Source organism: Nocardia sp. NPDC050793 (assembly GCF_040654065.1).
Taxonomy (GTDB): Bacteria; Actinomycetota; Actinomycetes; order Mycobacteriales; family Mycobacteriaceae; genus Nocardia.
On record NZ_JBFAHG010000001.1, the window covers coordinates 831,563 to 858,538 of the forward strand.

At 68.5% G+C, this 26,976-nt stretch carries 28 protein-coding genes and 2 tRNA genes; 9 read left to right on the forward strand and 21 right to left on the reverse strand.

Annotated elements, in window-relative coordinates:
• Positions 1-92: 92 nt before the first annotated feature.
• The 3 genes from AB0H50_RS03760 to AB0H50_RS03770 all read left to right on the forward strand — a co-directional run bounded on the left by AB0H50_RS03760 (position 93) and on the right by AB0H50_RS03770 (position 1,654).
• On the forward strand, positions 93-794 hold the full coding sequence (locus AB0H50_RS03760) for an IclR family transcriptional regulator (protein ID WP_067781941.1): 702 nt from the start codon (positions 93-95) through the stop codon (positions 792-794).
• 33 nt (positions 795-827) lie between these two features.
• Positions 828-1,328, forward strand: a complete 501-nt coding sequence (locus AB0H50_RS03765; protein ID WP_357446191.1) for a PPOX class F420-dependent oxidoreductase — start codon at positions 828-830, stop codon at positions 1,326-1,328.
• A gap of 143 nt (positions 1,329-1,471) precedes the next feature.
• Entirely contained in the window at positions 1,472-1,654 is a 183-nt protein-coding gene (locus AB0H50_RS03770; RefSeq protein ID WP_357446194.1) for a DUF5302 domain-containing protein, read from the forward strand.
• Positions 1,655-2,564: 910 nt separating this feature from the next.
• On the opposite strand, the gene AB0H50_RS03775 is transcribed toward AB0H50_RS03770, so the two are convergent.
• The 4 genes from AB0H50_RS03775 to AB0H50_RS03790 form a co-directional block, all read right to left on the reverse strand.
• Positions 2,565-2,637: transfer RNA gene (locus AB0H50_RS03775), tRNA-Glu, on the reverse strand.
• Positions 2,638-2,786: 149 nt separating this feature from the next.
• A tRNA-Gln gene (locus AB0H50_RS03780) sits at positions 2,787-2,858 on the reverse strand.
• Positions 2,859-3,114: 256 nt separating this feature from the next.
• Complete coding sequence (gene gltX, locus AB0H50_RS03785) at positions 3,115-4,590, reverse strand: glutamate--tRNA ligase (RefSeq protein ID WP_357446197.1); 1,476 nt, start codon at positions 4,588-4,590, stop codon at positions 3,115-3,117.
• Between the two features lie 13 nt (positions 4,591-4,603).
• Positions 4,604-5,377, reverse strand: a complete 774-nt coding sequence (locus AB0H50_RS03790) for a fumarylacetoacetate hydrolase family protein (protein WP_357446200.1) — start codon at positions 5,375-5,377, stop codon at positions 4,604-4,606.
• 297 nt (positions 5,378-5,674) lie between these two features.
• On the opposite strand from AB0H50_RS03790, the gene AB0H50_RS03795 reads away from it, so the two are divergent.
• Complete coding sequence (locus AB0H50_RS03795) at positions 5,675-6,856, forward strand: MFS transporter (protein ID WP_357446203.1); 1,182 nt, start codon at positions 5,675-5,677, stop codon at positions 6,854-6,856.
• Between the two features lie 61 nt (positions 6,857-6,917).
• On the opposite strand, the gene AB0H50_RS03800 is transcribed toward AB0H50_RS03795, so the two are convergent.
• From AB0H50_RS03800 to serA, 4 genes are all read right to left on the reverse strand, one after another.
• Complete coding sequence (locus AB0H50_RS03800) at positions 6,918-7,121, reverse strand: hypothetical protein (protein ID WP_357446206.1); 204 nt, start codon at positions 7,119-7,121, stop codon at positions 6,918-6,920.
• Entirely contained in the window at positions 7,118-7,717 is a 600-nt protein-coding gene (locus AB0H50_RS03805; protein ID WP_357446209.1) for a Uma2 family endonuclease, read from the reverse strand. The genes AB0H50_RS03800 and AB0H50_RS03805 overlap by 4 nt, the downstream gene beginning before the upstream one ends.
• A gap of 96 nt (positions 7,718-7,813) precedes the next feature.
• Positions 7,814-8,821 (reverse strand): 3-isopropylmalate dehydrogenase, encoded by a 1,008-nt coding sequence (locus AB0H50_RS03810; RefSeq protein WP_357446212.1) that lies wholly within the window; start codon positions 8,819-8,821, stop codon positions 7,814-7,816.
• A 199-nt stretch (positions 8,822-9,020) separates the two neighbouring features.
• A complete protein-coding gene (gene serA / locus AB0H50_RS03815) occupies positions 9,021-10,634 on the reverse strand; it encodes a phosphoglycerate dehydrogenase (RefSeq protein ID WP_357446215.1) in 1,614 nt (537 codons plus the stop codon).
• A gap of 941 nt (positions 10,635-11,575) precedes the next feature.
• Here serA and AB0H50_RS03820 point away from each other — a divergent pair.
• Together AB0H50_RS03820 and AB0H50_RS03825 are read left to right on the forward strand one after the other, a co-directional pair.
• The gene (locus tag AB0H50_RS03820) at positions 11,576-11,902 is read left to right on the forward strand and encodes a hypothetical protein (protein ID WP_357446218.1); all 327 of its coding nucleotides are present in this window, start codon (positions 11,576-11,578) and stop codon (positions 11,900-11,902) included.
• Between the two features lie 32 nt (positions 11,903-11,934).
• Positions 11,935-12,744 carry a nucleotidyltransferase domain-containing protein gene (locus AB0H50_RS03825; RefSeq protein WP_357446221.1) on the forward strand — a complete coding sequence of 270 codons (810 nt, stop codon included), beginning with the start codon at positions 11,935-11,937 and terminating at the stop codon, positions 12,742-12,744.
• 52 nt (positions 12,745-12,796) lie between these two features.
• Here AB0H50_RS03825 and AB0H50_RS03830 read toward each other — a convergent pair whose 3' ends face one another.
• The 10 genes from AB0H50_RS03830 to AB0H50_RS03875 form a co-directional block, all read right to left on the reverse strand.
• Positions 12,797-13,003, reverse strand: a complete 207-nt coding sequence (locus tag AB0H50_RS03830) for a cold-shock protein (protein ID WP_357446224.1) — start codon at positions 13,001-13,003, stop codon at positions 12,797-12,799.
• Positions 13,004-13,157: 154 nt separating this feature from the next.
• Positions 13,158-13,364, reverse strand: coding sequence for a cold-shock protein (locus AB0H50_RS03835; RefSeq protein WP_011210759.1), 207 nt, complete (start codon positions 13,362-13,364; stop codon positions 13,158-13,160).
• Positions 13,365-13,574: 210 nt separating this feature from the next.
• Positions 13,575-15,419, reverse strand: a complete 1,845-nt coding sequence (gene iolD, locus AB0H50_RS03840; protein WP_357446227.1) for a 3D-(3,5/4)-trihydroxycyclohexane-1,2-dione acylhydrolase (decyclizing) — start codon at positions 15,417-15,419, stop codon at positions 13,575-13,577.
• Complete coding sequence (gene iolB, locus AB0H50_RS03845; RefSeq protein ID WP_357446230.1) at positions 15,410-16,303, reverse strand: 5-deoxy-glucuronate isomerase; 894 nt, start codon at positions 16,301-16,303, stop codon at positions 15,410-15,412. Before iolB ends, iolD begins: the two co-directional genes overlap by 10 nt.
• Positions 16,304-16,316: 13 nt before the next feature.
• Positions 16,317-17,222, reverse strand: a complete 906-nt coding sequence (locus AB0H50_RS03850) for an aldolase (protein WP_357446233.1) — start codon at positions 17,220-17,222, stop codon at positions 16,317-16,319.
• Entirely contained in the window at positions 17,219-18,175 is a 957-nt protein-coding gene (iolC, locus tag AB0H50_RS03855; protein WP_357446236.1) for a 5-dehydro-2-deoxygluconokinase, read from the reverse strand. The genes AB0H50_RS03850 and iolC overlap by 4 nt, the downstream gene beginning before the upstream one ends.
• Positions 18,172-18,957, reverse strand: a complete 786-nt coding sequence (locus AB0H50_RS03860; RefSeq protein WP_357446239.1) for an ATP-binding cassette domain-containing protein — start codon at positions 18,955-18,957, stop codon at positions 18,172-18,174. Before AB0H50_RS03860 ends, iolC begins: the two co-directional genes overlap by 4 nt.
• On the reverse strand, positions 18,954-20,006 hold the full coding sequence (locus AB0H50_RS03865) for an ABC transporter permease (RefSeq protein ID WP_357446242.1): 1,053 nt from the start codon (positions 20,004-20,006) through the stop codon (positions 18,954-18,956). Before AB0H50_RS03865 ends, AB0H50_RS03860 begins: the two co-directional genes overlap by 4 nt.
• A gap of 11 nt (positions 20,007-20,017) precedes the next feature.
• Positions 20,018-21,031, reverse strand: a complete 1,014-nt coding sequence (locus AB0H50_RS03870; RefSeq protein WP_357446245.1) for a sugar ABC transporter substrate-binding protein — start codon at positions 21,029-21,031, stop codon at positions 20,018-20,020.
• A gap of 10 nt (positions 21,032-21,041) precedes the next feature.
• Entirely contained in the window at positions 21,042-21,944 is a 903-nt protein-coding gene (locus AB0H50_RS03875) for a TIM barrel protein (protein WP_357446248.1), read from the reverse strand.
• A gap of 288 nt (positions 21,945-22,232) precedes the next feature.
• On the opposite strand from AB0H50_RS03875, the gene AB0H50_RS03880 reads away from it, so the two are divergent.
• The 3 genes from AB0H50_RS03880 (at position 22,233) to AB0H50_RS03890 (ending at position 24,730) form a co-directional block, all read left to right on the forward strand.
• Positions 22,233-23,267 (forward strand): LacI family DNA-binding transcriptional regulator, encoded by a 1,035-nt coding sequence (locus AB0H50_RS03880; RefSeq protein WP_357446251.1) that lies wholly within the window; start codon positions 22,233-22,235, stop codon positions 23,265-23,267.
• Positions 23,268-23,279: 12 nt separating this feature from the next.
• Entirely contained in the window at positions 23,280-24,293 is a 1,014-nt protein-coding gene (locus tag AB0H50_RS03885; RefSeq protein ID WP_357446254.1) for a Gfo/Idh/MocA family oxidoreductase, read from the forward strand.
• Between the two features lie 146 nt (positions 24,294-24,439).
• The gene (locus tag AB0H50_RS03890; RefSeq protein ID WP_357446257.1) at positions 24,440-24,730 is read left to right on the forward strand and encodes a hypothetical protein; all 291 of its coding nucleotides are present in this window, start codon (positions 24,440-24,442) and stop codon (positions 24,728-24,730) included.
• 548 nt (positions 24,731-25,278) lie between these two features.
• On the opposite strand, the gene AB0H50_RS03895 is transcribed toward AB0H50_RS03890, so the two are convergent.
• The 3 genes from AB0H50_RS03895 to AB0H50_RS03905 are packed head-to-tail and all read right to left on the reverse strand — an operon-like array spanning position 25,279 to position 26,946.
• Complete coding sequence (locus tag AB0H50_RS03895) at positions 25,279-26,130, reverse strand: helix-turn-helix transcriptional regulator (protein WP_357446260.1); 852 nt, start codon at positions 26,128-26,130, stop codon at positions 25,279-25,281.
• Positions 26,127-26,639, reverse strand: a complete 513-nt coding sequence (locus tag AB0H50_RS03900) for a DUF6879 family protein (protein WP_357446263.1) — start codon at positions 26,637-26,639, stop codon at positions 26,127-26,129. Before AB0H50_RS03900 ends, AB0H50_RS03895 begins: the two co-directional genes overlap by 4 nt.
• The gene (locus AB0H50_RS03905; protein ID WP_357446266.1) at positions 26,620-26,946 is read right to left on the reverse strand and encodes a hypothetical protein; all 327 of its coding nucleotides are present in this window, start codon (positions 26,944-26,946) and stop codon (positions 26,620-26,622) included. The genes AB0H50_RS03900 and AB0H50_RS03905 overlap by 20 nt, the downstream gene beginning before the upstream one ends.
• Positions 26,947-26,976: the final 30 nt, after the last annotated feature.

The following is a 26,976-nucleotide window of genomic DNA, read 5'->3' on the forward strand; positions in this document are numbered from 1 at the left end:
GACCGCGTCGTCCCCGCCCGGCCGCTCGTCTCGACGGCGGCGTTCAAGGCGGAGTTTGACTATCTCAATATCCGAGACGCTAATATCGTTCTATGAGACAGCATAGCGGTATCGGCGTCCTCGACAAAGCAGTGGCGGTCCTCTACGCCGTCGCGGAGCATCCGTGCGGTCTCAACGAACTGTGCACCCGCACCGGCCTGCCGAGGGCCACCGCACACCGGCTGGCCGTCGGCCTGGAGGTGCACCGCCTGCTCGCCCGCGACAACAACGGAACCTGGCGTCCTGGGCCGGCCCTCGCCGAGCTGGCGGCAGGCGCCACCGACCCGCTACAGGAGGCCGCGGCCGCCATACTGCCCCGGCTGCGCGAGATCACCGGCGAGAGCGTCCAGCTCTACTGCCGCGACGGCGGAGCCAGGGTCTGCATCGCCGCCATGGAGCCGCCCGTCGGCCTGCGCGACACCGTCCCGATCGGCGCCAGGCTGCCGCTCACCGCAGGCTCGGCCGCCAAGGTGCTGCTCGCCTGGGCGGATCCGGAGTTGCAGCGCACCATTCTGGCCGACGCGGTCTTCGGTGAGCGCGCGCTGGCCGAAGTGCGCAAGCGCGGCTGGGCGCAGAGCGCGGCCGAGCGGGCGGCCGGCGTGGCCAGCGTCTCGGCTCCGGTCCGCGACACTGCAGGCAACGTGATCGCCGCGGTCTCGGTCTCCGGCCCGATCGACCGGATGGGCCGCAGGCCGGGCGCACGATGGGCGGCCGACCTGGTCGCGGCCGCGGACGCGCTACACAAGCGTCTGTAACACGTTTCAGATTTTGTTCTCTAGAGTTGGCCCATGGGAGTCAACCAACGGGCGCAGATCGTCATGTCCGACGCCGAGATCGCCGAGTTTTTGGAGCGAAGCCGCATCGCGACGCTGGCCACCGTCGGTCCGCAGGGCAGGCCGCACCTGACCGCCATGTGGTACGCGCTGATCGATGGCGAGATCTGGTTCGAAACCAAGGTCAAATCGCAGAAGGCGGTGAATCTGCGCCGCGATCCGCGCATCACGTGCATGGTCGAGGCCGGACAGACCTACGACCAGCTGCGCGGGGTGTCCATCGAGGGGCGCGCCGAGATCATCGAGGATCCGGAGCGGCTGTTCGCCGTCGGCGTGAGCGTGTGGGAACGCTACACCGGCCCTTACAGCGAAGAGGTTCGCCCGCTGGTGGAGAACATGCTCAACAAACGGGTCGCGGTCCGCGTCGTCCCCGAGCGGGTCCGCAGCTGGGATCACCGCAAACTCGGCCTGCCCGCACTGCCGCTCGGCGGCACCACGGCCAACGCTCTGGACTGATCGCGCGTGCGCCGCGACGCACCGGAAATCCAGCTGACAGCGGCGCTCCCGCAGGCTAGCGTCGAGTCGTTCGACACGATTCGGCCGGGCAGCGCCGCCCCGCGGGTAGCGCTGCGCGCGGCCGCGACGACGAGGAGCATGCGATGACGGAATCGGGTAGTCCCAACGGCAGTGCCGAAGAAGTGAAGCGCAAGTTCCGCGAGGCGCTCGAGCGCAAGAACGCCCAGCACGGCAAGGCGGCCGACCACATGAACGGCCACTCCAAGGCCACTTCGGTCCAGGGCAGCGCCAGCCACAAGCGAGAGTTCCGCCGCAAGAGCGGATAACGACGACCCGGCACGGGGCGCCCCGCGGATCACGAGGCTCACCACCCGGATCCCATCGAAGGCGCCCCGTTCCCTTTATGTCCTCCGCCGTTCCGCTGACGTTCCCCGCGGAGGTGCTGTTCGCACGCCTTGTGTCCGCTGCGAGGCGTACAAGCGGTCTGCGCGGTCGATCTGGACAGCGAGGTGCGATGGGACAGCACCGAGCCACCTCATCGGGGTACTCGGCGCCTCCGTCAACGCCGGACCTGCCGGGTATTTCGCCACCACCTGCGCCAGGAACGCCTCGGCCGCGGCAACACCACGAGTCCTGAGAACCAACGACTCGAAGGGACGCCCCAGCGCAACGGCCCCGCTCGCCACAGAGGCCAACAGGCCAAGACTCGAAGGGACAGCCCCACAACCCCGCCCACTCACCAAGGAGCCGAAGGGCCAAAGTCCCGAGGGACGACCTCGACGAAACGGCCCCGCTCACAGCAAGAACGCAAGCCCCAGTACCGCGACCACCGAGCAGGCGCTCCTGCCGTGGGGCCGACTCACCAAGAGACCAACGGGCCGAATGCTCGAAGTGACAACGCCCACCCCTCACCAACGGGCCGAAGGACGAAGCCTCGAGGCGACTACCCCCACGCAACGCGACAACCACCAAGGGGACCGGGGCCGGGCAAAGCCCTCTCACCAAGGGGTCGAAGGGCGAAACCCCCCAGCCAACGACCGCCACGAAACGTGACGAACCCACCAAGCCCCAACGGGCCAAAGACTCAAAGTGACGACCCCCACAAACGGGACCACCCGCCAAGGGGGGTCCGGGGGCAACACCCCTCCGGGCGGGGCGTGGGGGTCGCACCCCCACAAAACACCTGCGAAGCAAGAAAGGCCCATGCTCTTCATGAGCATGGGCCTCCCACTTGCGTAGCCCCGACGGGATTCGAACCCGCGCTACCGCCTTGAGAGGGCGGCGTCCTAGGCCGCTAGACGACGGGGCCAGGACTGATCACTCACGTTCTCAGTGATCTCCGGTTGATCTTTCGATCGGTGGAAGCTCGGTTAGTTTAGCTGACCGAAGCTCGGCGACCAAATCGCCGGATGCTGAACTACTTTCGGCCGCGAACCGAGAGACGTACAACATTCTCCGCTGGGGTACCAGGACTCGAACCTAGAATGGCTGAACCAGAATCAGCTGTGTTGCCAATTACACCATACCCCAGTGACCAGGTCTCTCGACCCCGCTGTCTGGCTGACCTCGGGGCCGCGTTCCGGCCGAGAAAGAGATTACCAAACCTCTACCGGTAAACTACAAATCGCCTGGTCAAAGCCATGTTTTCGGCCCAAAAGGCACCTCGGAGGGGCCGGTCCGCGCACGGCGAGCGAACCGGTCCCGACGCCACTCGCCCCCGCGCGGCCGCCCTACCGGACGACGTCCGTGAGCGTCCCCGCGCCGGCCGGAGCGAAGGCGGGCAGCCCTACTCCGCGGCGGGCGACCACTGCTGCGCCGCACGCAGCCGCGCCATCGTCGTCTCCCGGCCGAGCAATTCCAGCGACTCGTACAGCGGCGGACTGATGTGCGATCCGGTCACCGCGACCCGCACCGGCGCGAACGCCTTGCGCGGTTTGAGCCCCAAATCATCGATCAGCGCGACTTTCAGCGCTTCCTCGATAGCCGGGGTGGTCCAGGACGCCAAAGGCTCCAGCGCGGCAATTGCGGCGTCGAGTACCGGTACGGCGTCCGTGGCCAGATTCTTGGCGCCCGCGGCCGGGTCTATGGCGAACTCTTCGGCGGGTGCGAACAAGAATCGCAGGAGCTCCCAGGCATCGGACAGCACCACGATTCTGGTCTGCACCAATTCCGCCGCCGTGGCGAACACCTTCTCGTCCACTTCGGCGCCGATGTGACCGTGTTCGGTGAGGAACTCACGCAGTCGGCTCGCGAAATCGCCGGGTGCCAGCAAACGGATGTGCTCGGCGTTCAGCGCGTCGGCCTTCTTCTGGTCGAAACGCGCCGGGTTCGAATTCACTTTCGAAATATCGAAGGCGGTCACCATCTCGGCCATCGAGAACACATCGTGATCGTCGGCGATGCTCCAACCGAGTAGTGCCAGGTAATTCAGCAAACCCTCGGGGATGAATCCGCGGTCACGGTGAGCGAACAGATTCGACTCCGGATCACGCTTGGACAACTTCTTGTTGCCCTGCCCCATGACGAACGGCAGGTGCCCGAACTCCGGGGTGAACTCCGCCACTCCGATCCGCTCCAGCGCCGCGTACAGCGCGAGCTGGCGCGGCGTCGAGGAGAGCAGATCCTCGCCGCGCAGCACGTGGGTGATCTTCATCAGTGCGTCGTCGACCGGGTTGACCAGCGTGTAGAGCGGGTCGCCATTACCGCGGGTGAGCGCGAAATCGGGCACCGTGCCCGCCTTGAAGGTGGTCTCGCCGCGCACCAGGTCGTGCCAGGTGAGGTCCTCGTCGGGCATGCGAAGCCGGATCACCGGCGGCCTGCCCTCGGCGCGGTAGGCCGCGATGGCCTCGGGGCTCAGATCGCGGTCGAAGTTGTCGTAACCGAGTTTGGGGTCCCGGCCTGCCGCGCGGTGGCGCGCCTCGACTTCGTCGGGCGTGGAGAAAGATTCGTACGCCTCGCCCGACTCCAGCAGCTTGCGCACCACGTCGAAATGCAGCTCCCGCCGCTCCGACTGGCGGTAGGGCCCGTAAGGGCCGCCGACCTCGGGACCCTCGTCCCAGGTCAGCCCGAGCCAGCGCAGCGCGTCGAGGATCGCGCGGTAGGACTCCTCGGAATCGCGTGCCGCGTCGGTGTCTTCGATGCGGAAGACGAAGGTGCCGCCGGTGTGGCGGGCGTACGCCCAGTTGAACAGCGCCGTCCGGATCAGGCCGACGTGCGGTGTACCGGTGGGTGACGGGCAGAAACGGACCCGTACTTCAGTCATGGCTCTCTTTCGATCAGCGTTTGGCGGCAACGGGATTGGTGAGGGTTCCGACGCCCTCGACGGTGACGGACACCTGCTGGCCGTTCTGCACGGGCCCGACGCCCTCCGGCGTTCCGGTCAGGATGACGTCGCCGGGAAGCAGCGTCATGACCGTGCTCACCCATTCGATCAGCTTCGGAATGTCGTGCAGCAGTAGCGAAGTGCGGCTGCGCTGGCGAACCTCGCCGTCGAGTTCGGTGACGATCTCCAGATCCGAAGGGTCCAGCGAGGTTTCGATCCACGGACCGAGCGGGCAGAAGGTGTCGTAGCCTTTGCCGCGCGTCCACTGACCGTCCTTGCGCTGCTGATCGCGGGCGGTGACGTCGTTGGCGACCGTGTAGCCGAGGATCACGTCCTTGGCACGGGCGGCGGGCACGTCTTTGCACGGACGGCCGATGACGACGGCGAGTTCGCCCTCGTAATCGACCTGAGAGGAGCTGGGCGGCAAGATGATCGGGGCGTTCGGCCCGACGATGGAGGTGCTCGGCTTCATGAAGATCACCGGCTCCTCCGGCGCGGGACCGCCCATCTCCGCGGCGTGCGCGGCGTAGTTCTTGCCGACACACACCACCTTGCTGGCCAGGATCGGCGCGAGCAGGCGCACGTCGGCCAGCGGCCAACTCCGTCCGGTGAACGTCGGCGTACCGAACGGGTGTTCCGCGATCTCTTTGGCGATGCTGTCGCTTTCCTCCCCTTCGATGCTGACGAACGCGACCCCATCGGGACTGGCAACTCGACCTAGACGCATGCCCCGAAGTCTATCGACCGGCATCGACCTGCTCGAACGCACCCGACCGAGCGGTTCGATCGGCGCGCGCGGCCGACCGCTTCGGCACGTCAGGACGGATCTCGCCGCCGACCGGACGCGGGCATCGAGTGTGAGTTTCGACTCGATCGGCGACGCGTTCGCGCCGGTCGCCGGGGACCAGCCGCGATCGCGATCGCTCCCGGAGCGAGAAATCCACTCGCCCTCGGGTGTAACGTAACCCGCGATGTTCATTCAGTGAGACTTACGTTCCATATTGTGAGATTCGAGGTGTGGCCCATGGCGACCGTGACAGAGATTCGCGCGGCACGACGGTGGTCCATGCTCGCCCTCGGCGTCTTCGCGCAGGCATCGAGCGCCGTGTTCATCCACGGAACGCCCTTCCTGCTGCCCGCGCTGACGGCGCGCGGAATGTCCTTGCCCACAGCGGGTCTGCTGGTGGCGATGCCCACCGTCGGACTGGTCTGCACGCTCATCGCGTGGGGCTACGTGGTGGACCGAATCGGTGAGCGAAAGGTGTTGGTCGGCGGGCCGCTGGTGATGTTCGTCGCGGGCGCCGCGGCGGCCGCCACCACGAACGACATCGCGCTCGGCGCGTTGCTGTTCCTCGGCGGCGCAGGCGCGGCCAGCACCAACGGCGCCAGCGGCCGCGTCATCGTCGGCTGGTTCCCGCCGGAGCGGCGCGGGCTGGCCATGGGCATCAGGCAGACCGCGCAACCGCTCGGTGTCGGCATCGGCGCGCTGGCGGTGCCCGCTGTCGCTGCGGCGCATGGCATTTCGGCCGCCGTTCTGGTGCCTGCGATCATGGCCTGCGTCGCGGCGGCGGCCTGCTACCTGGGCATCATCGATCCGCCGCGACCGGAGGGCAAGGGCGTCGACCGGGCCAATCCGTATCGCGGCGACGCCACGCTGTGGCGCATCCACGCGGTGTCCGTGCTGCTGTGCGTGCCGCAGGGCGTGGTGTGGACCTTCGCGCTGCTGTGGCTGCACCGCGACATCGGCTGGTCGCTGGCCGCCGCGGGCGCGCTGGTGACGGCGACCCAGATCCTCGGCGCGTTCGGCCGCATCGGCGCGGGCGCCTGGTCCGACCGGGTCGGCAGTAGGCTGGGCCCGCTGCGGACCGTGGCCATCGCGGCCGTCATGTCCATGGCGGCCTTGGGCCTGACTGCTTGGACGCAGTGGTGGTGGGCCGCCATCCCGCTGCTGATCGCCGCCTCGGTGATCACGGTGTCGGACAACGGACTCGCCTTCACGGCGGTCGCCGAGATCGCCGGGCCGTACTGGAGCGGGCGCGGTCTCGGCATTCAGAACACCGGCCAAAACCTCGCGATGGCCGCCATCCCACCGGTTTTCGGCGCGCTGATCACGATCGGCGGTTTCCCCGCCGCCTATTTGGCCGCCGCGGCGCTGGCCACGGCCGCCATCCCGCTGGTCCCCGCCGACCGCGACGCCGCGCGCTGATCATCAGCCGGGCGGGTCGTCGCTCGCGACTGCGGTCCTCCCGGCTACTTCGGTCACACGATCACGAGTACGCAACTCGCGATCGAATCCGCTTGCCGTGCAGGATCGGCACGATGACGACGGCGCCCTTGGGAACGTGGATGCCGTTGAGCACACCACCGTCACCGACGCAGTCCGCCGAACCGATGTCCAACGCGCGCCTGCGATCCGGCTCGTCCCAGCCGAGCGGACCAGAGGTAAACCGTTGCGCCAGGAGCCGACTCACACTTCGAGCAGCGTCGCCGGATCGACGCTGACGCGAAAGCGATTGCGGTGACCGATGTTCGCGCTCAGCGTCGCCCCTGGTCCGACAGGCGGTTCGGCGCGGTAGACATCCCCGTCGAGGACGAGCGGGAAGATGCGCACGTCCGGGTGGTGTTCGACGATCCAATACTGCGGTATGCCAACGGCCGCGTACTCTCTGACCTTTCGCACCCGATCGGTGCGCTCGCTGCCGGTTCCCGGCGCGACGACCTCCACCGCCAGCAGCACCTCGGAGCCGGGCAGCAGCCGGGGCGGGTCGGCGACGATCGCCGTGCGCACGACCTCGCGAGGCACCACGACGATGTCGGGTTTCCGAATGCCGTTGGGCGTGCTCACTTCCCAGCCGCCGCCGAGGCAGACGTGCGTCGCCAAATCGGCGGCGACATCGAGGAAGCGCGCCAGCCGCTGGGCGACGTGATTGTGCCGTGCGCCGCGCGCCACTTCGATCAGCCAGCCGTCCTCCAGCTCGAAGCCCTTGCCGTCCTCCGGCAGCGCGTGCAGGTCCCGGATCGTGTAGGGACCCGGCTCCAGCCGCTTGCTCGCTCGTCGCATGGCCATCCGGCCTCCCTGGTTCGCACTCGACCCGAGGATAACCAGTTCACACGGGAAAACCCCGCACCCGAGCCGCCGGATGCGGGGCTTCGCCGACGGTGGTCAGACCGCGGCGGCGATGCGGTCGCCGACCTCCACCGTGGAGGAAGCGCCGGACCGCTCGGCCAGGTCCTTGGCGACGGCGGCCTCGATCCGAGCCGCGGCCTCGGCGTTGCCGAGGTGGTTGAGCAGCAGCGACACCGAAAGGATCGCCGCGGTCGGGTCGGCCTTCGACTGGCCCGCGATGTCGGGGGCGCTGCCGTGCACCGGCTCGAACATGCTCGGGTTGGCGCCGGAGGCATCGATGTTGCCGCTGGCGGCCAGGCCGATGCCGCCGCTGACCGCGGCCGCGAGGTCGGTGATGATGTCGCCGAACAGGTTGTCGGTGACGATCACGTCGAAGCGGCCGGGGTCGTTGACCATGTGGATGGTCGCCGCGTCGATGTGCTGGTAGGCGGTGGTGACGTCGGGGAACTCCGCGGCGACCTCGTCGACGGTGCGCTGCCACAGCGATCCGGCGAAGGTCAGCACGTTGTTCTTGTGCACCAGGGTGAGGTGGTTGCGGCGGGCCTGCGCCTTGGCGAAGGCGTAGCGCACCACGCGCTCGATGCCGAAGCGGGTGTTGGTGCTCACCTCGGTAGCGACCTCGTGCGGGGTCTCGACGCGGATCGCGCCGCCGGTACCGGTGTAGGGGCCCTCGGTGCCTTCGCGCACCACGACGAAGTCGATGTCGGGGTTGCCCGCCAGCGGGCTGGTCACGCCGGGGAACAGCTTCGATGGGCGCAGGTTCACGTGGTGGTCCAGCGCGAATCGGGTGCGCAGCAGCAGACCGCGCTCGAGCACGCCGCTCGGCACGGACGGGTCGCCGATCGCGCCGAGCAGGATGGCGTCGTGCTCCTTCAGTTCCGGCAGCACCGAGTCGGGCAGGATCTCGCCGGTCGCGTGGTAGCGCTTGGCGCCCAGGTCGTACTCGGTCTTCTCGACTCCGGGCACGACGACGTCCAGCACCTTGAGCGCCTCGGCGATGACCTCGGGCCCGATACCGTCACCGGGGATGACAGCAAGCTTCATGACAACTCCGTTCAGTGTTCGACCGGACCTGGCCGGACGCTCGGCGAGCAACGACACGGTACTAGGCGCACCGCCGTGTCCGGCCAACCGGGCGGGGCGCGCCCGGCCATCCTGCGCCGCGCCGGGAACATACGACGCGCCGCCACCCGTGGTGACGGCGCGCGCACGATCTGGCTTCACGCCCGAGGGCGTGACTGGATCAGAACAGGTCGACCAGCGCGATCTTGCCTGCGCCGACCGCCTCGGCGATGGCGTTCTGCACGTCGGCGGCCACTTCCTTGTTGACGCGCAGGATGACGGTGGCGCCTTCCTTGTTCACGTCCTGGCTCAGCTGCGCGGCCAGGATGTCGACGTCGGCCTCGCCCAGCTTGGTGCCGATCTTGCCCAGCGCGCCCGGCCGGTCCTCGTAGTTCAGCACGGCCAGGTTCAGGCCCTCGGCGCGCATGTCGTAGTTGCGGCCGTTGATGTTGACGATCTTCTGCACCAGCTGCGGCTCGGTGAGGGTGCCCGCGACGTTCAGGGTGCGACCGTCGCCGAACACGGCGCGCACGTCGACGACGCTACGGTGGCTCGGGCTCTCCGAGGCGGTGGTGACCGTGGCGGTGATGCCACGGTCCTTGGCGAGCGCGGGGGCGTTGACGAAGGTGACCGCCGGGCCCTGTCCGTCGGCCTCGGCCAGCGCCGAGAAGATGCCGCGCAGCGCAGCCAGTTCCAGCACCGCGACGTCCTCGGAGGCGAGCTCGCCGCGCACCTGGACCTCGATGCTGACGGGCAGCTCGTCGGACAGCGCGCCGATCAGCGCGCCCTGCTTGCGCACGATCTCCAGCCACGGGGCGACCTCTTCGCCGACCGTGCCGCCGGTGACGTTCACCGCGCCGGGCACGAACTCGCCTGCCAGCGCGAGCAGCACCGACTTCGCGACATCGGTGCCGGCACGGTCCTGCGCCTCCGAGGTGGACGCGCCCAGGTGCGGGGTGACGACGACCTGCGGGAGGTCGAACAGCGGGCTGTCGGTGCACGGCTCGGTCTCGAACACGTCGAGACCGGCGGCGCGCACGTGGCCGGACTTGATGGCCTCGGCGAGCGCGACCTCGTCGATCAGGCCGCCGCGCGCGGCGTTGACGATGATGACGCCCGGCTTGGTGAGGGCGAGCTTCTCCTTGCTCAGCAGGCCCTTGGTCTCCGGGGTCTTGGGCAGGTGCACCGAGATCAGGTCGGCGCGCTGCAGCAGCTCGTCCAGGGTGACCAGCTCGATGCCGAGCTGGGCGGCGCGGGCCGGGGAGACGTAGGGGTCGTACGCGATGATCTTGGTCTCGAACGCGGCGAGGCGCGCGGCGAACAGCTGGCCGATGCGGCCGAGGCCGACCACGCCGACAGTCTTGTCGAAGATCTCGACGCCGTTGAACTTGCTGCGCTGCCAGGTCCGGTCGCGCAGGGTCGCGTCGGCGGCGGGGACCTGGCGGGCCGCGGCGAGCATCAGGGTGACCGCGTGCTCGGCGGCGGTGTGGATGTTGGAGGTCGGCGCGTTGACGACCATGACGCCGCGCTCGGTGGCCGCGGGCACGTCGACGTTGTCGAGGCCGACGCCAGCGCGGGCGACGATCTTCAGGTTCTTGCCCGCCTCGAGCACCTCGGCGTCGACGGTGGTGGCGGAACGCACGAGCAGCGCGTCGGCCGTCGGGACCGCGGCGAGCAGGGCCGGGCGGTCGGGGCCGTCGACCCAGCGAACCTCGACACCGTCACCGAGCGCGTCGACGGTCGACTGGGCGAGCTTGTCGGCGATCAGAACAACAGGACGGCCTGCTTGGCTCACTGTGGGGTACTCCTGGGGAAAGGGGGTCGGCAGTTACCGCCGACCAGCTTAGTAGCCGAGATTTCGTCCGGCCGTACCACCCGGTAGGCGGCTGCCGTCAGTGTGCGAGCGACGCGGCGGGGAGCCGTGCGACCGAGGGCGAATGCCGTTCTGCCGTAACGCCACCGGGTCCGCGTCGGGTGCGGGGATCCAGGCGCGTCCTCCGAAACGCTCGGAAACACGGGAAGACCCCGCATCGAGGGGATGCGGGGTCTTCCATCGGTCGTGCCGATCGAACGGCACGGACTCGATCGAGTTACTCGATCGCGGAGTCGAATCAGCGGCCGCCGAAGGATCCCGTCCACAGGGTGTTCAGCACACCGTGCAGCGCGGCACCGAGAGTGTCGAACAGGCCGTTGATGGCAGCACTACCGGTGTCGATGATAACGGGGATCATATGAATTCCTCTTCGTCGAAATTATCCAGTCGAACTGGCTGACACACGGCACATCGGCGGCGTCGCGAATGCGGTTACGAAATTCCGGACATTTGTGACGCAGACTACATTCGTTTATCGAATGCGGTGCATGTCACCAGACATCCCATGAATCACCCGGCGAAAATAGGCTTCTACCTGCACGTTTACCCACTCCAAGGGCTGGTCGCACGTCCAGATTCAGCGAGCGCGCGCCGTTCGATAATCTCTGAGAGAACTCTGAGGAATCACCGGAGAACCTCTGAGAATTCCAGCTCGAGGGCCACCGAAAAATTCGGGCGCAGAGACACCGGAGCGCGGAATCGGAGACATCACGCGAGGCGCGATATTCCTCGGCACGAACACCATCGAAATCGCCCGAGGTACACCGCGGTCGGATGACACAGCATCGGGTCACGCCCGGCCGCGACCTGTGTGAGCCCCTCGTCCAACATCCCAACCAACGGCCCTGCGAGACACTTTCGGGATGCCGACGTTCGAACGTATCGATCGCACATCGGATGCGTGTCGATCGCATGTCGAGTGCCGGTTGGCGCGGGAATGGACGGGATGTAGGGCGATCACCGCCGAGGTGGCGGCGCGCCGCCCGGACGGCCGCGCAGAGCTGACGCAGATCGCGGTGCCGGATGCGCGCGAAAGCGCGTCGGCATTGTTCGTCGCGGTGTTCGACGCCGCGATCGCGGCGGGCAGGCCGCTGAACGGGCTCGCCGGCGCTCATCGCACCGAGCATCGCGACCGGACCGGGCCCGACAGTGGTTGGCGCGGAGCGTGTTCCGGCCCGAAAATGAGCTGAAGCGCACACCCCGCTCCACATACCATCGGCGCATGTCGTTGCGCGCTGTTCCCGAGTCGATGGATCCGACGGTGGTCGGGTCGGTCGACGCCGAGCTGGACCGGATCGAGCGCGAGCATCGGGTGAGCGTGCGGCTGGCCATCGAAAGCGGCAGCCGCGCCTGGGGTTTCCCGTCGCCGGACTCCGACTACGACTGCCGGTTCGTGTACGTGGCGGGGCTGGACACCTACCTGTCGCCCTGGCGCACGCGCGATGTGATCGAGACGCCACTGGTCGGCTTGCTCGATGTGAACGGCTGGGATCTCGGTAAGGCGCTGCGGTTGCTGGTCAAGGGCAACGCGGTGCTGATCGAATGGCTGATGTCGCCGATCGTGTACCGGGGCGACGCGCGATTTCGCGCCGAGTTGCAGGAGCTGGCCGAACAGGTCGCCGCTCGCGACAAGGTGGCGCGGCACTACCTGCATCTGGGCGCGCGACAGTGGGAACTGTTCGACCGCAACCGATCCCTGAAGAAGGTCTTCTACGCACTGCGCCCGGCGATGGCGCTGCGGTGGCTGCGGGAGCATCCCGAAGCGGCGGTGGCCCCGATGCACCTGCCGACGCTGCTGGCGCAGTGCGAGCTGCCCGCCGACTTGGTCGCGGCCGTGTCCGAGCTCACCGAACTCAAATCGCGGACAAGGGAAATGGGCAGCGGAGGCGTGCCGGCGCCGATAGCCGACTTCATCGCGAGCGAATTCGACGGCGCCGCGGACGCTTTCCCGCGCACCGCGCCCCAGGATCCGGAACGTGCGCGGGAGCTGACCGCGGAGTTCTTCCGCGCGCAAGCACTATCGGTCCGGTAGACGCGACCGAACGGAGTTCGTCGACAGACCGCGCGGGAAGGCGAGGGTACGTTCAGCCGATGACGCGCACGCCGATCGCTTCCGGACCGGACTTGCTCTGGCGCAGCTCGAACTCCACCCGCTGCCCGGCCGCCAAGGACCGGAACCCCGAACCCTCCAGGTCCAGGTAATCCACGAACACGTCCTTGCCGCCATCGTCTTGGGCGATGAAACCGAAACCCTTTTCGGTGTCGAACCACATCACTGTGCCCTGGGCCATACGCCGTACCTTCTCCGAACGCGCAGAACCGGGGAAGGGTACACCGGCCGAGGCCGATCGGTCCATCACCCTGCGGCCCCAGGGGCGTTACCTGGCCTGGAACGACGAGAGGCCCCGCACCGAACCGGTGCGGAGCCTCGAAGTGCGTGTCGAATCAGGCGACGACGCGGACGTCCTGGGCCTGCGGACCCTTCTGTCCCTGGCCGATCTCGAACTCCACGCGCTGCCCCTCATCGAGGGACCGGAAACCCGAGCCGCTCACAGCCGAGTAGTGCACGAAGACGTCGGGACCGCCGCCGTCCTGTGCAATGAAGCCGAAGCCCTTCTCGCTGTTGAACCACTTAACAATGCCTTGAGCCATTTCATACTTTCTGTTGACGAGCCAGGGACTTGCATAGACACCCCGGTCTCGTAGATCCACAATGCCATCATCGGACGAATTTCTCCACATTCGGCACCACCTACTGTGAGCTATTCAACGAATCTCGTGGTCGGCGTCTTACCGGACTGCCATCGACCGCCCAGCGAACAGGCCGGCATCCCAGCCGGTGCGGGCGATCGCCCGCAGTCGTCATCGCCCGCGCACATAGCGCAGCTGAGCGGGCTTGTTCACCTCGTACTCGTCGCGACCGGAAAGATATTGCGGTACACCGACTTCCCACCACGCACCCGCATCGGTCCAGTCGCCCGCCCGCGTGCGCACCACGACGACCGCGGGACGCGACGCCGTGACCGCGGCCGCCCTGGCTGCCGCGTAGGCGGTCCGAAACTGGTCGGTACTACGTGCAGCGAATATCGAGCAACCGAGCGCCGCCGCGTGCGCCGCGAAATCGACCCGCGGCGGGTCGGCGAGGGTGGTCCGGCAGTCCGCGTACTGATTGTTGAACGCCGCGCCGCCCTGCCCCTCCTGCAGCCGCGCGATCACCGCGTAGCCGTCGTTGTCGCACACCACTGCGACGAACGGATGCCCGGCGAAGGCGGCCGAGAACAGCTCCGAATTCAGCATCAAATAGGAGCCGTCGCCGAGCAGTGTGGTGACCAGACCGGGCCGGTGCGCCATGGCGGCGCCCCACGCGCCCGCGAGTTCGTAACCCATACACGAGAATCCGTACTCGACGTCCATGCTCGGCGCTCCTCCCGGGGCGCGCCAGCCGCCGATCAGCTCGCCGGGCAAGCCGCCGGAAGCGGTCATGACGTAGTCCTCCGGCGCGGAAAGCTCGTTGACGATGCCGACCACCTGCGCGTAGCTGGGCGTCCCCGGCGTCGGCGCGCGCAGCTTGTCGATCCCTGCGTCCCAGGTCTCGCGCAGCACCGCCGCGCGCCCGGACCAGTCCGCGGGGGCCGTCCACCCCGACAGCTGCTCGTCCAGCTCGGTGAGAGTGGCCGCCGCATCGCCGACGATCGGCAGCGCACCGTGCTTCACCGCGTCGAAGCGGGCCGCGTTGACGGTGACCAAGCGGACGTCGGGCGCGAAGACCGTCCACGAGGCGGTGGTGAAATCCTGTAGCCGGGTACCGACGGCGAGCACCAGATCCGCGTCGGCGGCGAGCGCGTTCGCCGAGGCCGAGCCGGTGATGCCGAGCGGCCCCGCGTGGAGCGGGTGATCGTGGGGTACCAGGGTCCGGCCCGCGGTGGTCTCGGTGATCGGAATCCCGTGCCGCTCGGCGAATTTCACCGCCAGCGGGCCCGCACCGGAATAGCGCACCCCGCCGCCGACGATCAGCAGCGGCCGCCGCGCGGTGCGCAGGACGGCGGCGGCCTCGCGCAGTGCGCGCAGATCGGGACGCGGTCGCGGCACGCGATGCAGTACCGGTGCGAACAGCGCGTCCGGGAAGTCGAAGGTCTCGGCCTGCACGTCCTGGGGCAGCGCCAGGGTGACGGGTCCGGCGTCGGCTGGATCGGTCAGCACGCGCGCCACCTGCGGCAACGTCGCGATCAGCTGTTCGGGTCCGGTGATCCGGTCGAAGTATCGGCTCACCGCGCGGAAGGCGTCGTTCACCGTCGCGGTCGCGTCGCCGAAGTGCTCCACCTGTTGCAGCACCGGGTCGGGCGCGCGTCCGGTGAAAGTGTCGCCAGGGAGCAGCAGGAGCGGCAGCCGATTCGCGTGCGCGACCCCGGCCGCGGTGACCATGTTCAGCGCGCCGGGACCGATGGAGGACGTGGCGACGCCAACCTGACGCCGGTGGGTGGCCTTGGCGTACCCGACCGCCGCCAGCGCCATCCCCTGCTCGGTGTGTCCTCGCCAGACGGGCAGCTCGTCGCGGCGCTCGTGCAGCGCGGTGCCGAGGCCGAGCACATTGCCGTGCCCGAAGATCGCGAAGGCCACCGGGAAGAGCGGCACCTCCGCCCCATCCAGCGTCTCCGAGCGCTGTGCGACGATCCAGGCCACCAGGGCCTGGGCGGTGGTCAGCTCCATGACGACCGTCCTTCCGGGCCGGTGACCGGGCAACGCGGGTCGGTCGGCTCCTCCGCCCAGCCGTCCCGGACCCAGGCGTGCGCAGGATCGTCGCAGAAGGCCATCGACCGTTCGGGCGCCGGACCGGCCAGCACATTGAGGTAGTACATGGGATAGCCGGGCGCGGCGACGCAGGGACCGTGGTAGCCGCGCGGTATGAGGAAGACGTCGCCGTCGCGCACTGCCGCGTTCTCGTCCACCGCGCCGTCGGCGGTGTAGTTCCGGTGCAGGCCGAAACCCTCCCGGGACGGCGTGACGCCGTCGCGGCCCGCGATGCGGAAGTAGTAGATCTCCTCGTTGACCACCTCGCACTCGCTCGCCTCGTCGTGCTTGTGCGGCGGATACGACGACCAGTTGCCGTCCGGCGTGATCAGTTCGCAGGCGTTGAGCTTGTCCGCGTGCTCCCACACACCGGGCACGCCGAAGTTGTTGACCTGCCTGGTGGCCCGGCCCGCGCCCCTGACCTCGATCGGAACATCCTCGGCCGGACCGTATTTCGGCGCGAGCCGCCGCGTGCACTTGGCCATGGGCATGGCGAGCAGCACACCGTCGCCGCTGGAGATCTCCGCTTCGGCGTCGCGCGGCACGTACGCGAAGTCCGTCACGCGGTGGAAGACCGAAGCGCGCCCGGCCAATTCGAGGACGATTCCGTCGACGCGGACGACGCACGAACCGGAGAGCGGCAGGACGAACGCCTCGTACTCGCCGGTGGACAGCGTTCTGGTCTCGCCCGGCGCGACCGTCACCACGCGCAGGCCGGTGTAGCGCCACCCGGCGTCCTCGGCGGTCAACCGGACCGGATCTCGGCCGTCGGACAGTGTCCCGGCCGGACGATGCAATGTCATCGGGACTCCTTCGTCATCGGGACGCCTTCAGCATGCGGGCCGCCGCGTCGACGGCGGCGGCGACATCGCCGTCCGGCGGATACAGCAGGGTGCGCCCGACCACCAGGCCGCGCACCACGTCGTGGTGCAGCGCGTCGTCCCATGCGGCCAGGTCCGCCGCCGGGTCTTCGGAGGGCACGCCGCCGAGCACCACCACCGGCAGTGTCGTGGCATCCAGCACCGAACTGTCCTCGGGCGCGGGGATTTTCAGCCAGGTGTAGGCGGAGGTGACGCCGAGACCGGAGGCGACCGTGATCGCCCGCGCCAGGGAGGGCGCGTCCTTGCTCATCACCAGCGCGCCGGATTCGTCGCGGTGATACGGCAGCGGCTCCACCATCGCCATCAGACCGTGCGCCGCCAGCTCGGAAACCGCCTGCGCGCAAGCGTGCAGGGTGGGCACCGTACCGGGATCCGAATCGACGAGGCGCAGGAGCATTTTGCCGCCGTCGAGGCGGCAGCGGACGAGCGCGTCGGCGTCGTAGCCGGTGAACCGGTCGTCGATCTCCCACTCCGCGCCCGCCAGGCCGCCGCGGTTCATCGAGCCGATCACCACCTTGTCGTCGAGCGCGTCGAGCAGCAGCAGTTCCTCGACCACGTCGGGCGAGCCGAGCACGCCGTCTACAGCAGGATCGGCCAACGCGATCAGCAGCCGCTCCAGGAGCATGCGCCGGTCGGCCATCGCGGTGCGGTCCGAGCCGACGCCGAGCGCGCCGCGAGCGGGATGGTCGGCGGCCACCAGGAACAGCGTCTCGCGGTCCGACAGCACGCTCGCGCGCCGAATCCGCTTGGCGTAGGCGCGCTCGACGGCCCCGGGGTCCTTGGCTCGCATCCGCAGCAGCTCGGCCCAGCGGTCGTCGGTCAGGTACGGAACGGCGTTCATCGGCACAGCAGCTCCTCGATCTCCGCCGCCGTCGGCATGGCGTCCGCGCAGGCCAATCGGGACGCGACCAGCGCACCTGCCGCGTTGGCATAGGTGGCGATCCGGTGCGGTTCCCAGCCGGCGAGCAGCCCGTGGACCAGCGCGCCGCCGAAAGCGTCGCCCGCGCCGAGTCCGCACACCACCGTCACCGGGCACGGCGGCACTGTCCAGCGCTCGCCTGCGGTGGCCACGAGCACGCCCTCTGCCCCGCGTTTGATCACCGCGAGCCGGACACCGCGCGCCAGCAGTCGATCGGCCGCCGCGTCGGGATCGGCGGTGCCGACCGCAACGCCTACCTCGGTGCGATTGCCGACGACGACGTTCACGTGGTCGATCAACCCGCCGATCTCGGCGCGCGCGGTCGCCTCGTCGGGCCAGAACATCGGCCGGTAGTCCAGGTCGAGCACCGTGTGCCCGCGCCGGGCACGCCGCTCCAGGATCGCGCGCTGGGTGCCGCGGGCGGGTTCGGCGCTCACACCGGTGCCGGTGACCCACAGCAGCGGCACGGAATCGATGACATCCCACGGCACGTCGTCGGGTGTCAGGGTGAGGTCGGGCGCAATCGGGGCGCGATAGAACAGCAGCGGCGGATCGGCGGGCGGATTCAGCTCGCAGAAGACCACGGGCGTCAGCAGATTCGGCGCGGTGCCGACGAATTCCGCGGCGACGCCGAACTCGGTGAGCGCCGCACGCACGTAGGAGCCGAAGCCATCCGGGCCGACCTTGGTGAGGACCGCAGTGCGACGGCCGAGGCGCGCGGCGGCCACGGCGACGTTGGTCGCGGTGCCGCCCAACGATTTCGCGAAGGAGCGAACCTCGGCGAGCGGCACCCCGCTCTGCTCCGGATACAGGTCGACGCCGACGCGGCCGATGGTCAGCGCCTCCGTCGTGCCCGCCCCCGCGGCCGCGGTCACGAGCCGACCACCCGCGCCAATTCGTGTTGCAGCGCGTCCAATTCGGCCCCACCCGCCATCTGCCTGGTCAGCTCGGGAAGGTCGATTTCGGATTTCTCATGGGCGCCCAGCACCTCGCCGCGCTCGAGCAGCAGGAAGCGGTCGCCGACGGGGTAGGCGTGGTGCGGGTTGTGCGTGATCAGGACGACGCCGAGACCGCGTTCGCGCGCCTGCACCACGTATTTCAGCACGATTCCCGCCTGCTTCACGCCGAGCGCGGCGGTCGGCTCGTCCAGGATCAGCACCTTGGCGCCGTAGTGCACGGCCCTGGCGATCGCGACGCACTGCCGCTGCCCGCCGGAGAGGGTGCCGACCGGCTGCTCCAGGTCCGGGATTTCGATTCCCATGTCGGCCAGTGCCTTTCGCGCGATCTCGCGTCCGGACTTCCGGTCCAGCAGCCGGAACGGCCCGTATCCGACCGTCGGCTCCGAGCCGAGCACGAAGTTGCGCCACACGCTCATCAATGGCACCACGGCGAGGTCTTGATACACCGTCGCAATGCCGCGATCCAATGCGGCGCGCGGCGAGTCGAAACGCACCGGTTCGCCGTCGACGCGCAGTTCGCCCTGATCGTGCCGGTGCACACCGGCGAGAATCTTGATGAGCGTGGATTTGCCCGCGCCGTTGTCGCCGAGCACGCAGGTCACCTCGCCCGCCTTGACCACGGTCGACACCCCGCGCAGCGCGACGACGCCGCCGTAGTTTTTGCCGATGTCGATCGTCTCGATCAGCGTGGCGGTCATCGGCGTACCCTTTCGGCTCGCTTCTGGAATCTGTTGTTCACCAGCACCGCGGCCAGCAGCAGGACGCCGAGGAACAGCATGAACCAGTCGCTGTCCCAGCGCGCGAACACGATGCCCTGGCGGGCCATGCCGAAGATGAGCGCGCCGATGGCCGCGCCGATCGCCGAACCGAAGCCGCCGGTGAGCAGGCAGCTGCCGACCACGGCCGCGATGATGTAGTGCAGTTCCAGCCCGACGCCCTGATTGGCCTGCACGCTCGCGAAGCGCAGGATGTTGCAGGAGCCGGCCACCCAGCCCGCGAACGCGGTTCCCATGAACAGCAGGATCTTCGTCCGGTTCGCGGGAACGCCGACGGCCCGCGCGCTGGGCAGCGAGCCGCCGACCGCGAAGATCCAATTGCCGAACCTGGTGCGCACCAAGATGATCGAGGCGATCGCGGTGAGCACGATCCACCACACCACCGAGGCCTGGATGCGAGCGTCACCGATGTTCAACGTGGCGGCGAAGACCCAGCCCGCCGACTCGTAGCCCTCCGCCGCGCGCACGCCCGACACCTGCACAGTGCCCGTGACCACTCGGGTGACGCCGAGGTTGAGCCCTTGCAGCGCAAGGAAAGTGCCCAGCGTGACGATGAAACTCGGTAACCCCGTGCGCATCACGACCCAGCCGTTGAACGCACCGACGGTCAGCGCGAACACCAGCGAGGCCAGCAGCGCGAACCAGACGTTCCAGCCCGCGTGCACCGCGAGCAGTGCCGTGACCAACGCGGTCGAGGCGGTCATCACGCCCGCCGAGAGGTCGAATTCGCCGCCGATCATCAACAGCGCCACCGCGACCGCCATGATGCCGAGCGTGGACGCATCGTCCAGCCAGGTCGCGATACCGAGCGGGCTGAGGAAGCGATCGGTGACGATCGAGAAGAACACGAACACCAGCAGCGCGCCGAGCGCGGCACCGATCTCCGGCCGCACGGAAAGGCGCTGGAGCAGGCTCGGCCCCTCCGTTCGCGCGGACGGCGTGACCTCGGTGTCCTGGGTCGTCGTGGTCATGTCCGTGCTCCTCACCGGGTGCCCTGCGCGACGAGCGCGGCGACCGCCTCGACGTTGTCCGCGTCGACGAAGCCCGGACCCGTCTGCACCGGCGTTCCGCCGCCGACGGTGTTCAGGTTGGTGCGGTACAGCTGGAGCAGCACGATCGGCAGATATCCCTGTTCGTACTGCTGCTGATCGATCGCGAACAGCAGCGCGCCCGCCCGGATGGCCTCGACCACGTCGGTGTTCAGGTCGAAGGTCGCCACCGTCGCGGCCGACCGGGATTCCCGCACCGCGTCCACGGCGCGGGCGGCGACCTGGGAGTTCAGCGTCAGTACCGCGTCGATGGAGCGATCCGCTTCCAGCGCGCCCTTGATCCGCGATTGCGCGTCGGTGGGGTTGTTGATGTCCACCTGGAGCGTCGCGCCGTTGCCGAAGGCGCGGGTGGCGCCGTCGCACCGCTGGTTGGCGCCGATGTTGCCCGCCTCGTGGATGACGCACAGCAGCTTCTTGCGTCCGGCGTCGGCGAGCCGCCTGCCCGCCGCCTGGCCCGCGAGCCCTTCGCTCTGACCGACGTGCGCAAACGCACCGTACGCCGCGCTCTCGCTCTCCCCCGAGTTGATGGTGACCACCGGGATTCCGGCCGCGACGGCGCGCTCCACCGAGGGCCGCAGCGCCTCCGGGTTGGCCATCGAGACCACCAGACCGTCGACGCCCTGCGCCACCGCGTTGTCGATCAGTGTCGCCTGCTGGCCCGGATCGCCCGAGGAGTTGTATTGGACGGCAACGCCGAGCTCCTTGCCCGCGGCCTCCGCGCCGTTCTTGACGACGTTCCAGAAAGCGTCGCCCGCGCTGCCGTGGGTGACGACCGCGACAGACTCCAATTCCCCTGCCGCGACCGGTGATTGCGTCGTGCCGACGACATCCGCGCCCGGACCGCTACAGGCCGCCAGGATCACGCCGACCGCAAGCGACAGACCGATGCGCATCGAAAGCCGTCGAATCAGAGTGCCTTCGGCGCCACTACCGGGTACCCCGAGCATGATCGGTCTCCTACATCCGCGCCGACGTCGAGGCGACGCCCAGATCGGCGAGGTAGCGCAGACTGCGTTGCGCGTCCCGGCTCGCCGACTCCACCGGGTCGGTCGGCCGCAGCGCCGTGTCTTGCTCGATGACGAACCAGCCGCGGTAACCGGCCGCGTGGACGTCGCGCACCAGCGCGGCGATGTCGACGTTGCCCTCGCCGAGCGGCGCAAACAGTCCGCGGCGCACCGCCTCGCTGTATTCCACTGCGCCACTTCGCACTTCGGCCGCGAGGTCAGCGCGCACATCCTTGAGGTGGACATGGCCGATGCGGTGCGGATGCCGCCGGGCCAGGGCGACCGGGTCGGTTCCGCCGATGAGCAGGTGGCCGGTATCGACGCAGAGATCCAGCTCGGAGTCCGCGAGGAATCGTTCGACCTCGTCCTCGGTCTGCACCTGCGTGCCGACGTGCGGATGCACCGCGGTGCGCAGTCCCTGCGCGGCTGCGATATCGCGAATGGCCGAGGCGGTGTGCAGGAGGGTCCGCCACCCGGTCGCGTTCAGCCGGGGGCGGAGGTCGTAGCCGTCCAACCCCGTGGCGGCGGCCAGCACCAAGACCTCGGCGCCGGTCGCGGCGAACAGTTCGGCCGCGTGCCGCGCCGCCGCCAGCGCACGCTCGGGCGCACGGTGCAACGGCAGCGCGAGGAATCCGCCCACAGCGCGGATGCCGAAGCCGTCGAGCAGCGCGCGCAGCGCGGCCGGGTCCTCGGGGAGGTAGCCGGGCGGGCCGAGCTCGGTCGCGGTGATGCCGAGTCGCGCCATCTCCGCCAGCACGGTGGGGGCGTCGAGCACATGGCCCCAGCCGGGGACTTCGCACACGCCCCAGGAAATCGGCGCGGCCGCGATACGCAGCGGGTAGAGAGACTCGGTCATCGCACTCTCCGGCCTTCGAGGTGAACAGGTGCCCTCGCTTTGGAGCGCTCCAACTATGTAACGCGGGCCACAGTGTGTCAAGGGGTGCGACCCATCCGCGCTTCCCTGTCGCGACCTCGTATTTCGTTGCACGACACGACAACTTCGCGCGGCGCGACAGCCGGTCGGAGCCGGGTTGGAGCGCTCTATTGTTGGAGCGCTCCAACCCGTGTAACGTCCGATCCGGCACCCGGCGTCGCGCGTTCGACGGGCCGGGAGCCGCACCTCGGGACGGCGGACGGAGGCGAGATGGCGCGACCGACGATGGAGGACGTCGCCGCCCGTGCCGGCGTCTCGCGGGCACTGGTATCTCTCGTCATGCGCGATTCGCCCAAGGTCAGCGCGCACCGGCGCCGCGCCGTGCTGGAGGCGGCGCGTGACCTCGGCTATCAGCCGCACATCATGGCCAGATCGCTGGCCAGCCGCACCTCCAATATCGTCGGCGTCCTCGTCTCGGATCTCCGCAACGCCTTCTTCGCCGACGTCGTGGAGGGCATGGACGCCGTCGCGCAGCGGTCGGGGCTCGAATTGATCCTGAACACCGGCCGACGCAGCGCCGCCCGCGAGCGCACCGCGCTGGAGAGCCTGCTGTCGTTTCGCCCCGGCGGGATCATCCTGCTCTCACCCGTCCTGCCAGCTGCCGCGATTCGTCAAGCAGCCCAACAGGTTCCGGTTGTCCTGGTGTCCCGCGGCTCCACCATCGCGGGTGTCGACACCGTCAACGACGACGGCGAGATCGGTGGAGCACTGGCTGTCGACCACCTGGTTTCCCTCGGCCACAGTCGAATCGTGCACCTGGACGGCGGCGGCGCCTTCACCGCCGCCGCCCGCCGCCGCGGCTACCGGACGGCCATGGCACGGCACGGCCTCGAGCCGATGATCATCTCCAGCGAGCACACCGACTCGGCAGGCATGGAAGGCGTGCGCAAGCTGCTGAAGATCTTCTCCCCTAGCGCTTTTCCCACAGCACTGGTGTGCGGCAACGATTTCAACGCCGTGGGCGCTATGTCGGCGCTCGAGGAAGCCGGGCTGCGGGTGCCGGACGACGTCTCGGTCGTCGGCTACGACAACACGTCACTGGCCGCGCTGCGTCACATCTCGCTCACCACCATCGACCAGCCGCGCGTCCGAATGGGCGGGCTCGCCGTGGAGGCGCTCGCCGAACGTCTGCGCGGCGGCCGCACCGATCCCGTCCGCCGCAGACTGGAGCCCCAGCTCGTCGTCCGCGGCACCACCGCCGCACCCGGATCCGAATACCCAGGCACGCAATCGAATTCTTACTGACCAGGAGGATCGATGAGCACCACCGTCACGTTGGGCCTTGCGGGCGTAGGCCGCATCGGCACGGCGCACGCCGAAACGCTGCACGAACTCCCCGGGGTCGACCGCGTCCTGGTCGCCGACATCGACACCACCCGCGCGCACGCCGCGGCGGCCAAGCTCGGGGTCGAAGCCGTCCCCGACATCCAGACACTGCTCGCCGCCGGCCTCACCGGCCTCGTCATCGCCACCGCCACCGACTCCCATCCGGCGCTCATCGCCGCCGCCGTCGACCGCGGCATCCCCGTCTTCTGCGAAAAGCCCGTCGCCCCCGACATCGACGGCACGCTAGCCGTTCTCGACCACCTGCGCGACGTCACGGTCCCCGTGCAGATCGGCTTCCAACGCCGCTTCGACGCCGGCTACCGCGCCGCCCGCGCGACCGTCGCGAGCGGCGAACTCGGCTGGCTGCACACCCTGCGGGCCACGACGCTCGACCCGGCGCCGCCGCCCGCCGACTACATCCGGCGCTCCGGCGGACTGTTCCGCGACTGCGGGGTCCACGATTTCGACATCATCCGCTGGGTCACCGGCCGCGAAGTCACCGAGGTCTACGCGCACGGCGCCAACCGCGGCGACGAATTCTTCACCGCCGCAAACGATGTCGACACCGGTGCCGCTCTGCTCACACTCGACGACGGCACCGTCGCCACGGTGAACCTGAGCCGCTACAACGGCGCGGGCTACGACGTCCGACTCGAAGTCCTCGGCTCGCGCGGCAACGCCATCGTCGGCCTCGACGACCGCGCCCCGCTGCGCTCCGTCGAACCCGGCCACCCCGCCCCGCCCTACCCCGCGTATCCCGGCTTCATGGAACGGTTCCGCCGCGCCTACACCGCGGAACTCGCCACCTTCGTCGCCGTCGCCACCGGCTCCACGCCCAACCCCTGCACGGTGGCCGACGCGCTCGAAGCCTCCTACATCGCCGAAGCCTGCGAACTCTCCCGCGCCGAGCGCCGCCCCGTCGCGCTCACCGAAGTGCGCCGCTGAGTTCCCCACCCCGTTCACACATCACGAAGATACCCGCCACCCAGGCACAGCCGAGGGAACCATAACCTGTCGGACCCCACCGCCAGACTGTTGATACTCAACACAACAGCCGCCGCGCACACCGGCGACACGCACCAGGGGGTCCCATGTTCCAGGTCGCGCTCACCGCTGTCTCACTCACCTGCATCGCCACCGCCGTCCTCGCCCTCACCGCAGGCGGCATCGCCGACTCCCTCGCCGCCCGCGCCAGCAAAGCCTCCGAATCCTGCTTCATCGGCGACACGCTCCCCACCGACAAGTTCTTCGAGAACCGGCAGAGATACGAACGGCTGCACCGCATCACGGTGCGGTTGATGGTGGGTGGTTTGGGGACGTTGGTGGTGGGGATCACGGTCTTGGGGGTGGCGGCGTGGCAGTTCAAACACGCGGGGCGTTGACGAGCCCACACGCGATCACCACACGGAGATGCACCGGCCGATCCGCATCTCCCAGACGCTGACGGGCCATCCGCGCATGCACCACCTGCGAACCTCTATCGGCGGAACACGCAGGTGACCATCGAGCAGGGAGAGCCATGCGGGAGGCGAGCGGCCGGCTTTCGAGCAGCCACGATCCGACAAGAAGGGGAATGACATGTTCGAACACGCCAGCAGCGTTCCTGACGATGCAACACCAGCCATCGAAGTCGTAGTCGCCCGGGATCCCGACGGGCCAACCGAGATACAAGTTTTCGTAGACGGATCCCCGAGAACAGTTACCGAGTACCACGTCGATCCAGGGTCAGGATGGACATGGGCCGACTGGACGCGCGCTCGGGACAGCAATCTCGCGAGCGCTTCGCACGCCGCCCGTGCAGCGCTCAGGGAGGTATACGCGAATCCGCCAGGCGGTGAGTACATCAGCGACCGCGGCGGAGCGAGTTGGCTCGACGACACAGAGCCGGACGGCGGATAGCACCAAACGGCAGCCGCAACGAGGTGTGTGGCTAGCTCAGTTCGAAGCGGCCACGCCGGGTATCGAGTGCTGTCCCGATCAGCTTTCGCGCGGCTTCGCCGGTGACCGACTGTCGGGCAAGGGTGTCGAATGCCCGGCCGTAGAGGGCGATCTCCCGAGGTTGGGTGACGGTCAGTTCGGCGCTGATCGCTTCGACGAGGACGATCTTCTGATCGAACATCGAAAAGTTCGTTGGCGCGAATGGTATTCCCGCCGTGGCGGGCACGATCCCGAGCGTGACTCGGGGTAGCCCGGTTACAGCAAGTAGCCGGTCCAGCTGCCCGGCCATCACACCATCGGTACCCACCGTTGTGTACAGCGCCTGCTCTCCTACGAGCAAGTGAAAACGGCGGTTTCCTCGGTACATGAGTTGTTGACGCTCCAGACGTTTCGCGACACCAGCCTCTACATCGTTGGGTGTCTGGTAGAACGTGCTCACGTTCTGGAGGACCACCGCCGCGTACTCGGCGGTCTGGAGAAATCCGGGAATGAAGTGCGGGTTGTATACCCGGATGATCTGAGCGGTCTCGGTCAGGTTGACCAGGGCCTGTTGCCGCTGCTTGGTGCCCACGCCGAGCACTTTCCGCCATTCGAGATAGGCGGTTTCGATGCTATGGCGGGTAGCGAGTAGGTCCGGTAACTGGTCGTTGTGGCCGGTGTGGTGGCAGTATGCGCGAATGTCGTTGTCGGAAGGATTGATTCGCCCGTACTCGAGCTTCGGCACCTTGGTTTGGTGCCATCCGTTTCGCCGGGCCAGCTCCGCGCCGGATAGGCCCGCGGCAAGGCGAAGCTCCCGGAGTCGGCCCCCGAGAGCTTCGCGCTGTTGCTGAATCGAACTCGTCACGTGGTGACATACTCCGAGTACGGCGTCGCCAGGTCCCACAGCCGCGCTTGCACGCCCCGGCAGTACTCCGCGATCGGCGGATCGGTGGTCACGGCAGCGCCAGCCGGTTTGCCGTTTGCGTCGGAGAGGTTGAAAGCGACACGTTCGCCATCGAACAACCACCAGTCATCTGGTGGGACTTCCCCGGCGAGATGGCGGGGCAGATACCTGATGTCCTCCCCGGATTCGATGTTGCGGCCCGTGATCGACAGTAACCAACGGTGGTAGCCGGTGTGTGGCACGGTGACAACGCGGACCCGGCTCACGGATACGCCTCTGTCTGTGGTTTCCCGCATGAGCCCATGCCACGGGACAGGCGGCTCATCCGGTGGTGGCTCTCCGTTGAGGAACGCTCGCAGACGATTGTTCTCGGCAGGCTCGGCGTACGAGTCCCGGACTTCGAGATGGAACGCGCTGCGTCGCAACCCACGGAACCATTCCGGCCAGGGGTCACCGTCGACCAGTAGCACCGTAAAACGTCCTCGCTTTCTTCTCGACCTCGATAGCCGTCTCATCGTCGGCCAGTTCGAGCTGCGCTAGCGTCTCAGGCTCGGTCACCGGTCGGCCCGACAGGGTGAACGTGCCCCGGCCGGTGTCGGTCATGGTGGCACCGATGAACGTGTCGGGTTCGGCGAATCCCGCTAGCAGATGCGGGATTTCGACTGTGCCCGGGTCGTCGGTTTCCCATCCCTGGACCAAGTAACCGTGGTCGGTGGCGTACAGAGACGGGCATCCGTTGGCTTCACTTCCACCTTTGCCAAGGAACGTAAGTCCCATGTCGGTCCTCCTGTCAGTTATGCACCTGCA

Bases quoted from the DNA above. Each gene is read 5' to 3' on its own strand.
- AB0H50_RS03835 (WP_011210759.1), bottom strand. From the start codon at position 13,364: ATGGCTCAAGGCATTGTTAAGTGGTTCAACAGCGAGAAGGGCTTCGGC.
- AB0H50_RS03870 (WP_357446245.1), bottom strand. From the start codon at position 21,031: ATGCTCGGGGTACCCGGTAGTGGCGCCGAAGGCACTCTGATTCGACGG.
- AB0H50_RS03830 (WP_357446224.1), bottom strand. From the start codon at position 13,003: ATGGCCCAGGGCACAGTGATGTGGTTCGACACCGAAAAGGGTTTCGGT.
- AB0H50_RS03880 (WP_357446251.1), top strand. From the start codon at position 22,233: ATGGCGCGACCGACGATGGAGGACGTCGCCGCCCGTGCCGGCGTCTCG.
- AB0H50_RS03805 (WP_357446209.1), bottom strand. From the start codon at position 7,717: ATGGCCATGCGACGAGCGAGCAAGCGGCTGGAGCCGGGTCCCTACACG.
- AB0H50_RS03810 (WP_357446212.1), bottom strand. From the start codon at position 8,821: ATGAAGCTTGCTGTCATCCCCGGTGACGGTATCGGGCCCGAGGTCATC.
- AB0H50_RS03860 (WP_357446239.1), bottom strand. From the start codon at position 18,957: ATGACCGCCACGCTGATCGAGACGATCGACATCGGCAAAAACTACGGC.
- AB0H50_RS03795 (WP_357446203.1), top strand. From the start codon at position 5,675: ATGGCGACCGTGACAGAGATTCGCGCGGCACGACGGTGGTCCATGCTC.
- AB0H50_RS03770 (WP_357446194.1), top strand. From the start codon at position 1,472: ATGACGGAATCGGGTAGTCCCAACGGCAGTGCCGAAGAAGTGAAGCGC.
- AB0H50_RS03850 (WP_357446233.1), bottom strand. From the start codon at position 17,222: ATGAACGCCGTTCCGTACCTGACCGACGACCGCTGGGCCGAGCTGCTG.
- AB0H50_RS03765 (WP_357446191.1), top strand. From the start codon at position 828: ATGGGAGTCAACCAACGGGCGCAGATCGTCATGTCCGACGCCGAGATC.
- AB0H50_RS03890 (WP_357446257.1), top strand. From the start codon at position 24,440: ATGTTCCAGGTCGCGCTCACCGCTGTCTCACTCACCTGCATCGCCACC.
- gltX (WP_357446197.1), bottom strand. From the start codon at position 4,590: ATGACTGAAGTACGGGTCCGTTTCTGCCCGTCACCCACCGGTACACCG.
- AB0H50_RS03875 (WP_357446248.1), bottom strand. From the start codon at position 21,944: ATGACCGAGTCTCTCTACCCGCTGCGTATCGCGGCCGCGCCGATTTCC.
- iolD (WP_357446227.1), bottom strand. From the start codon at position 15,419: ATGGAGCTGACCACCGCCCAGGCCCTGGTGGCCTGGATCGTCGCACAG.
- AB0H50_RS03905 (WP_357446266.1), bottom strand. From the start codon at position 26,946: ATGGGACTTACGTTCCTTGGCAAAGGTGGAAGTGAAGCCAACGGATGC.
- AB0H50_RS03865 (WP_357446242.1), bottom strand. From the start codon at position 20,006: ATGACCACGACGACCCAGGACACCGAGGTCACGCCGTCCGCGCGAACG.
- AB0H50_RS03885 (WP_357446254.1), top strand. From the start codon at position 23,280: ATGAGCACCACCGTCACGTTGGGCCTTGCGGGCGTAGGCCGCATCGGC.
- AB0H50_RS03790 (WP_357446200.1), bottom strand. From the start codon at position 5,377: ATGCGTCTAGGTCGAGTTGCCAGTCCCGATGGGGTCGCGTTCGTCAGC.
- AB0H50_RS03760 (WP_067781941.1), top strand. From the start codon at position 93: ATGAGACAGCATAGCGGTATCGGCGTCCTCGACAAAGCAGTGGCGGTC.
- AB0H50_RS03820 (WP_357446218.1), top strand. From the start codon at position 11,576: ATGCCGACGTTCGAACGTATCGATCGCACATCGGATGCGTGTCGATCG.
- iolB (WP_357446230.1), bottom strand. From the start codon at position 16,303: ATGACATTGCATCGTCCGGCCGGGACACTGTCCGACGGCCGAGATCCG.
- AB0H50_RS03825 (WP_357446221.1), top strand. From the start codon at position 11,935: ATGTCGTTGCGCGCTGTTCCCGAGTCGATGGATCCGACGGTGGTCGGG.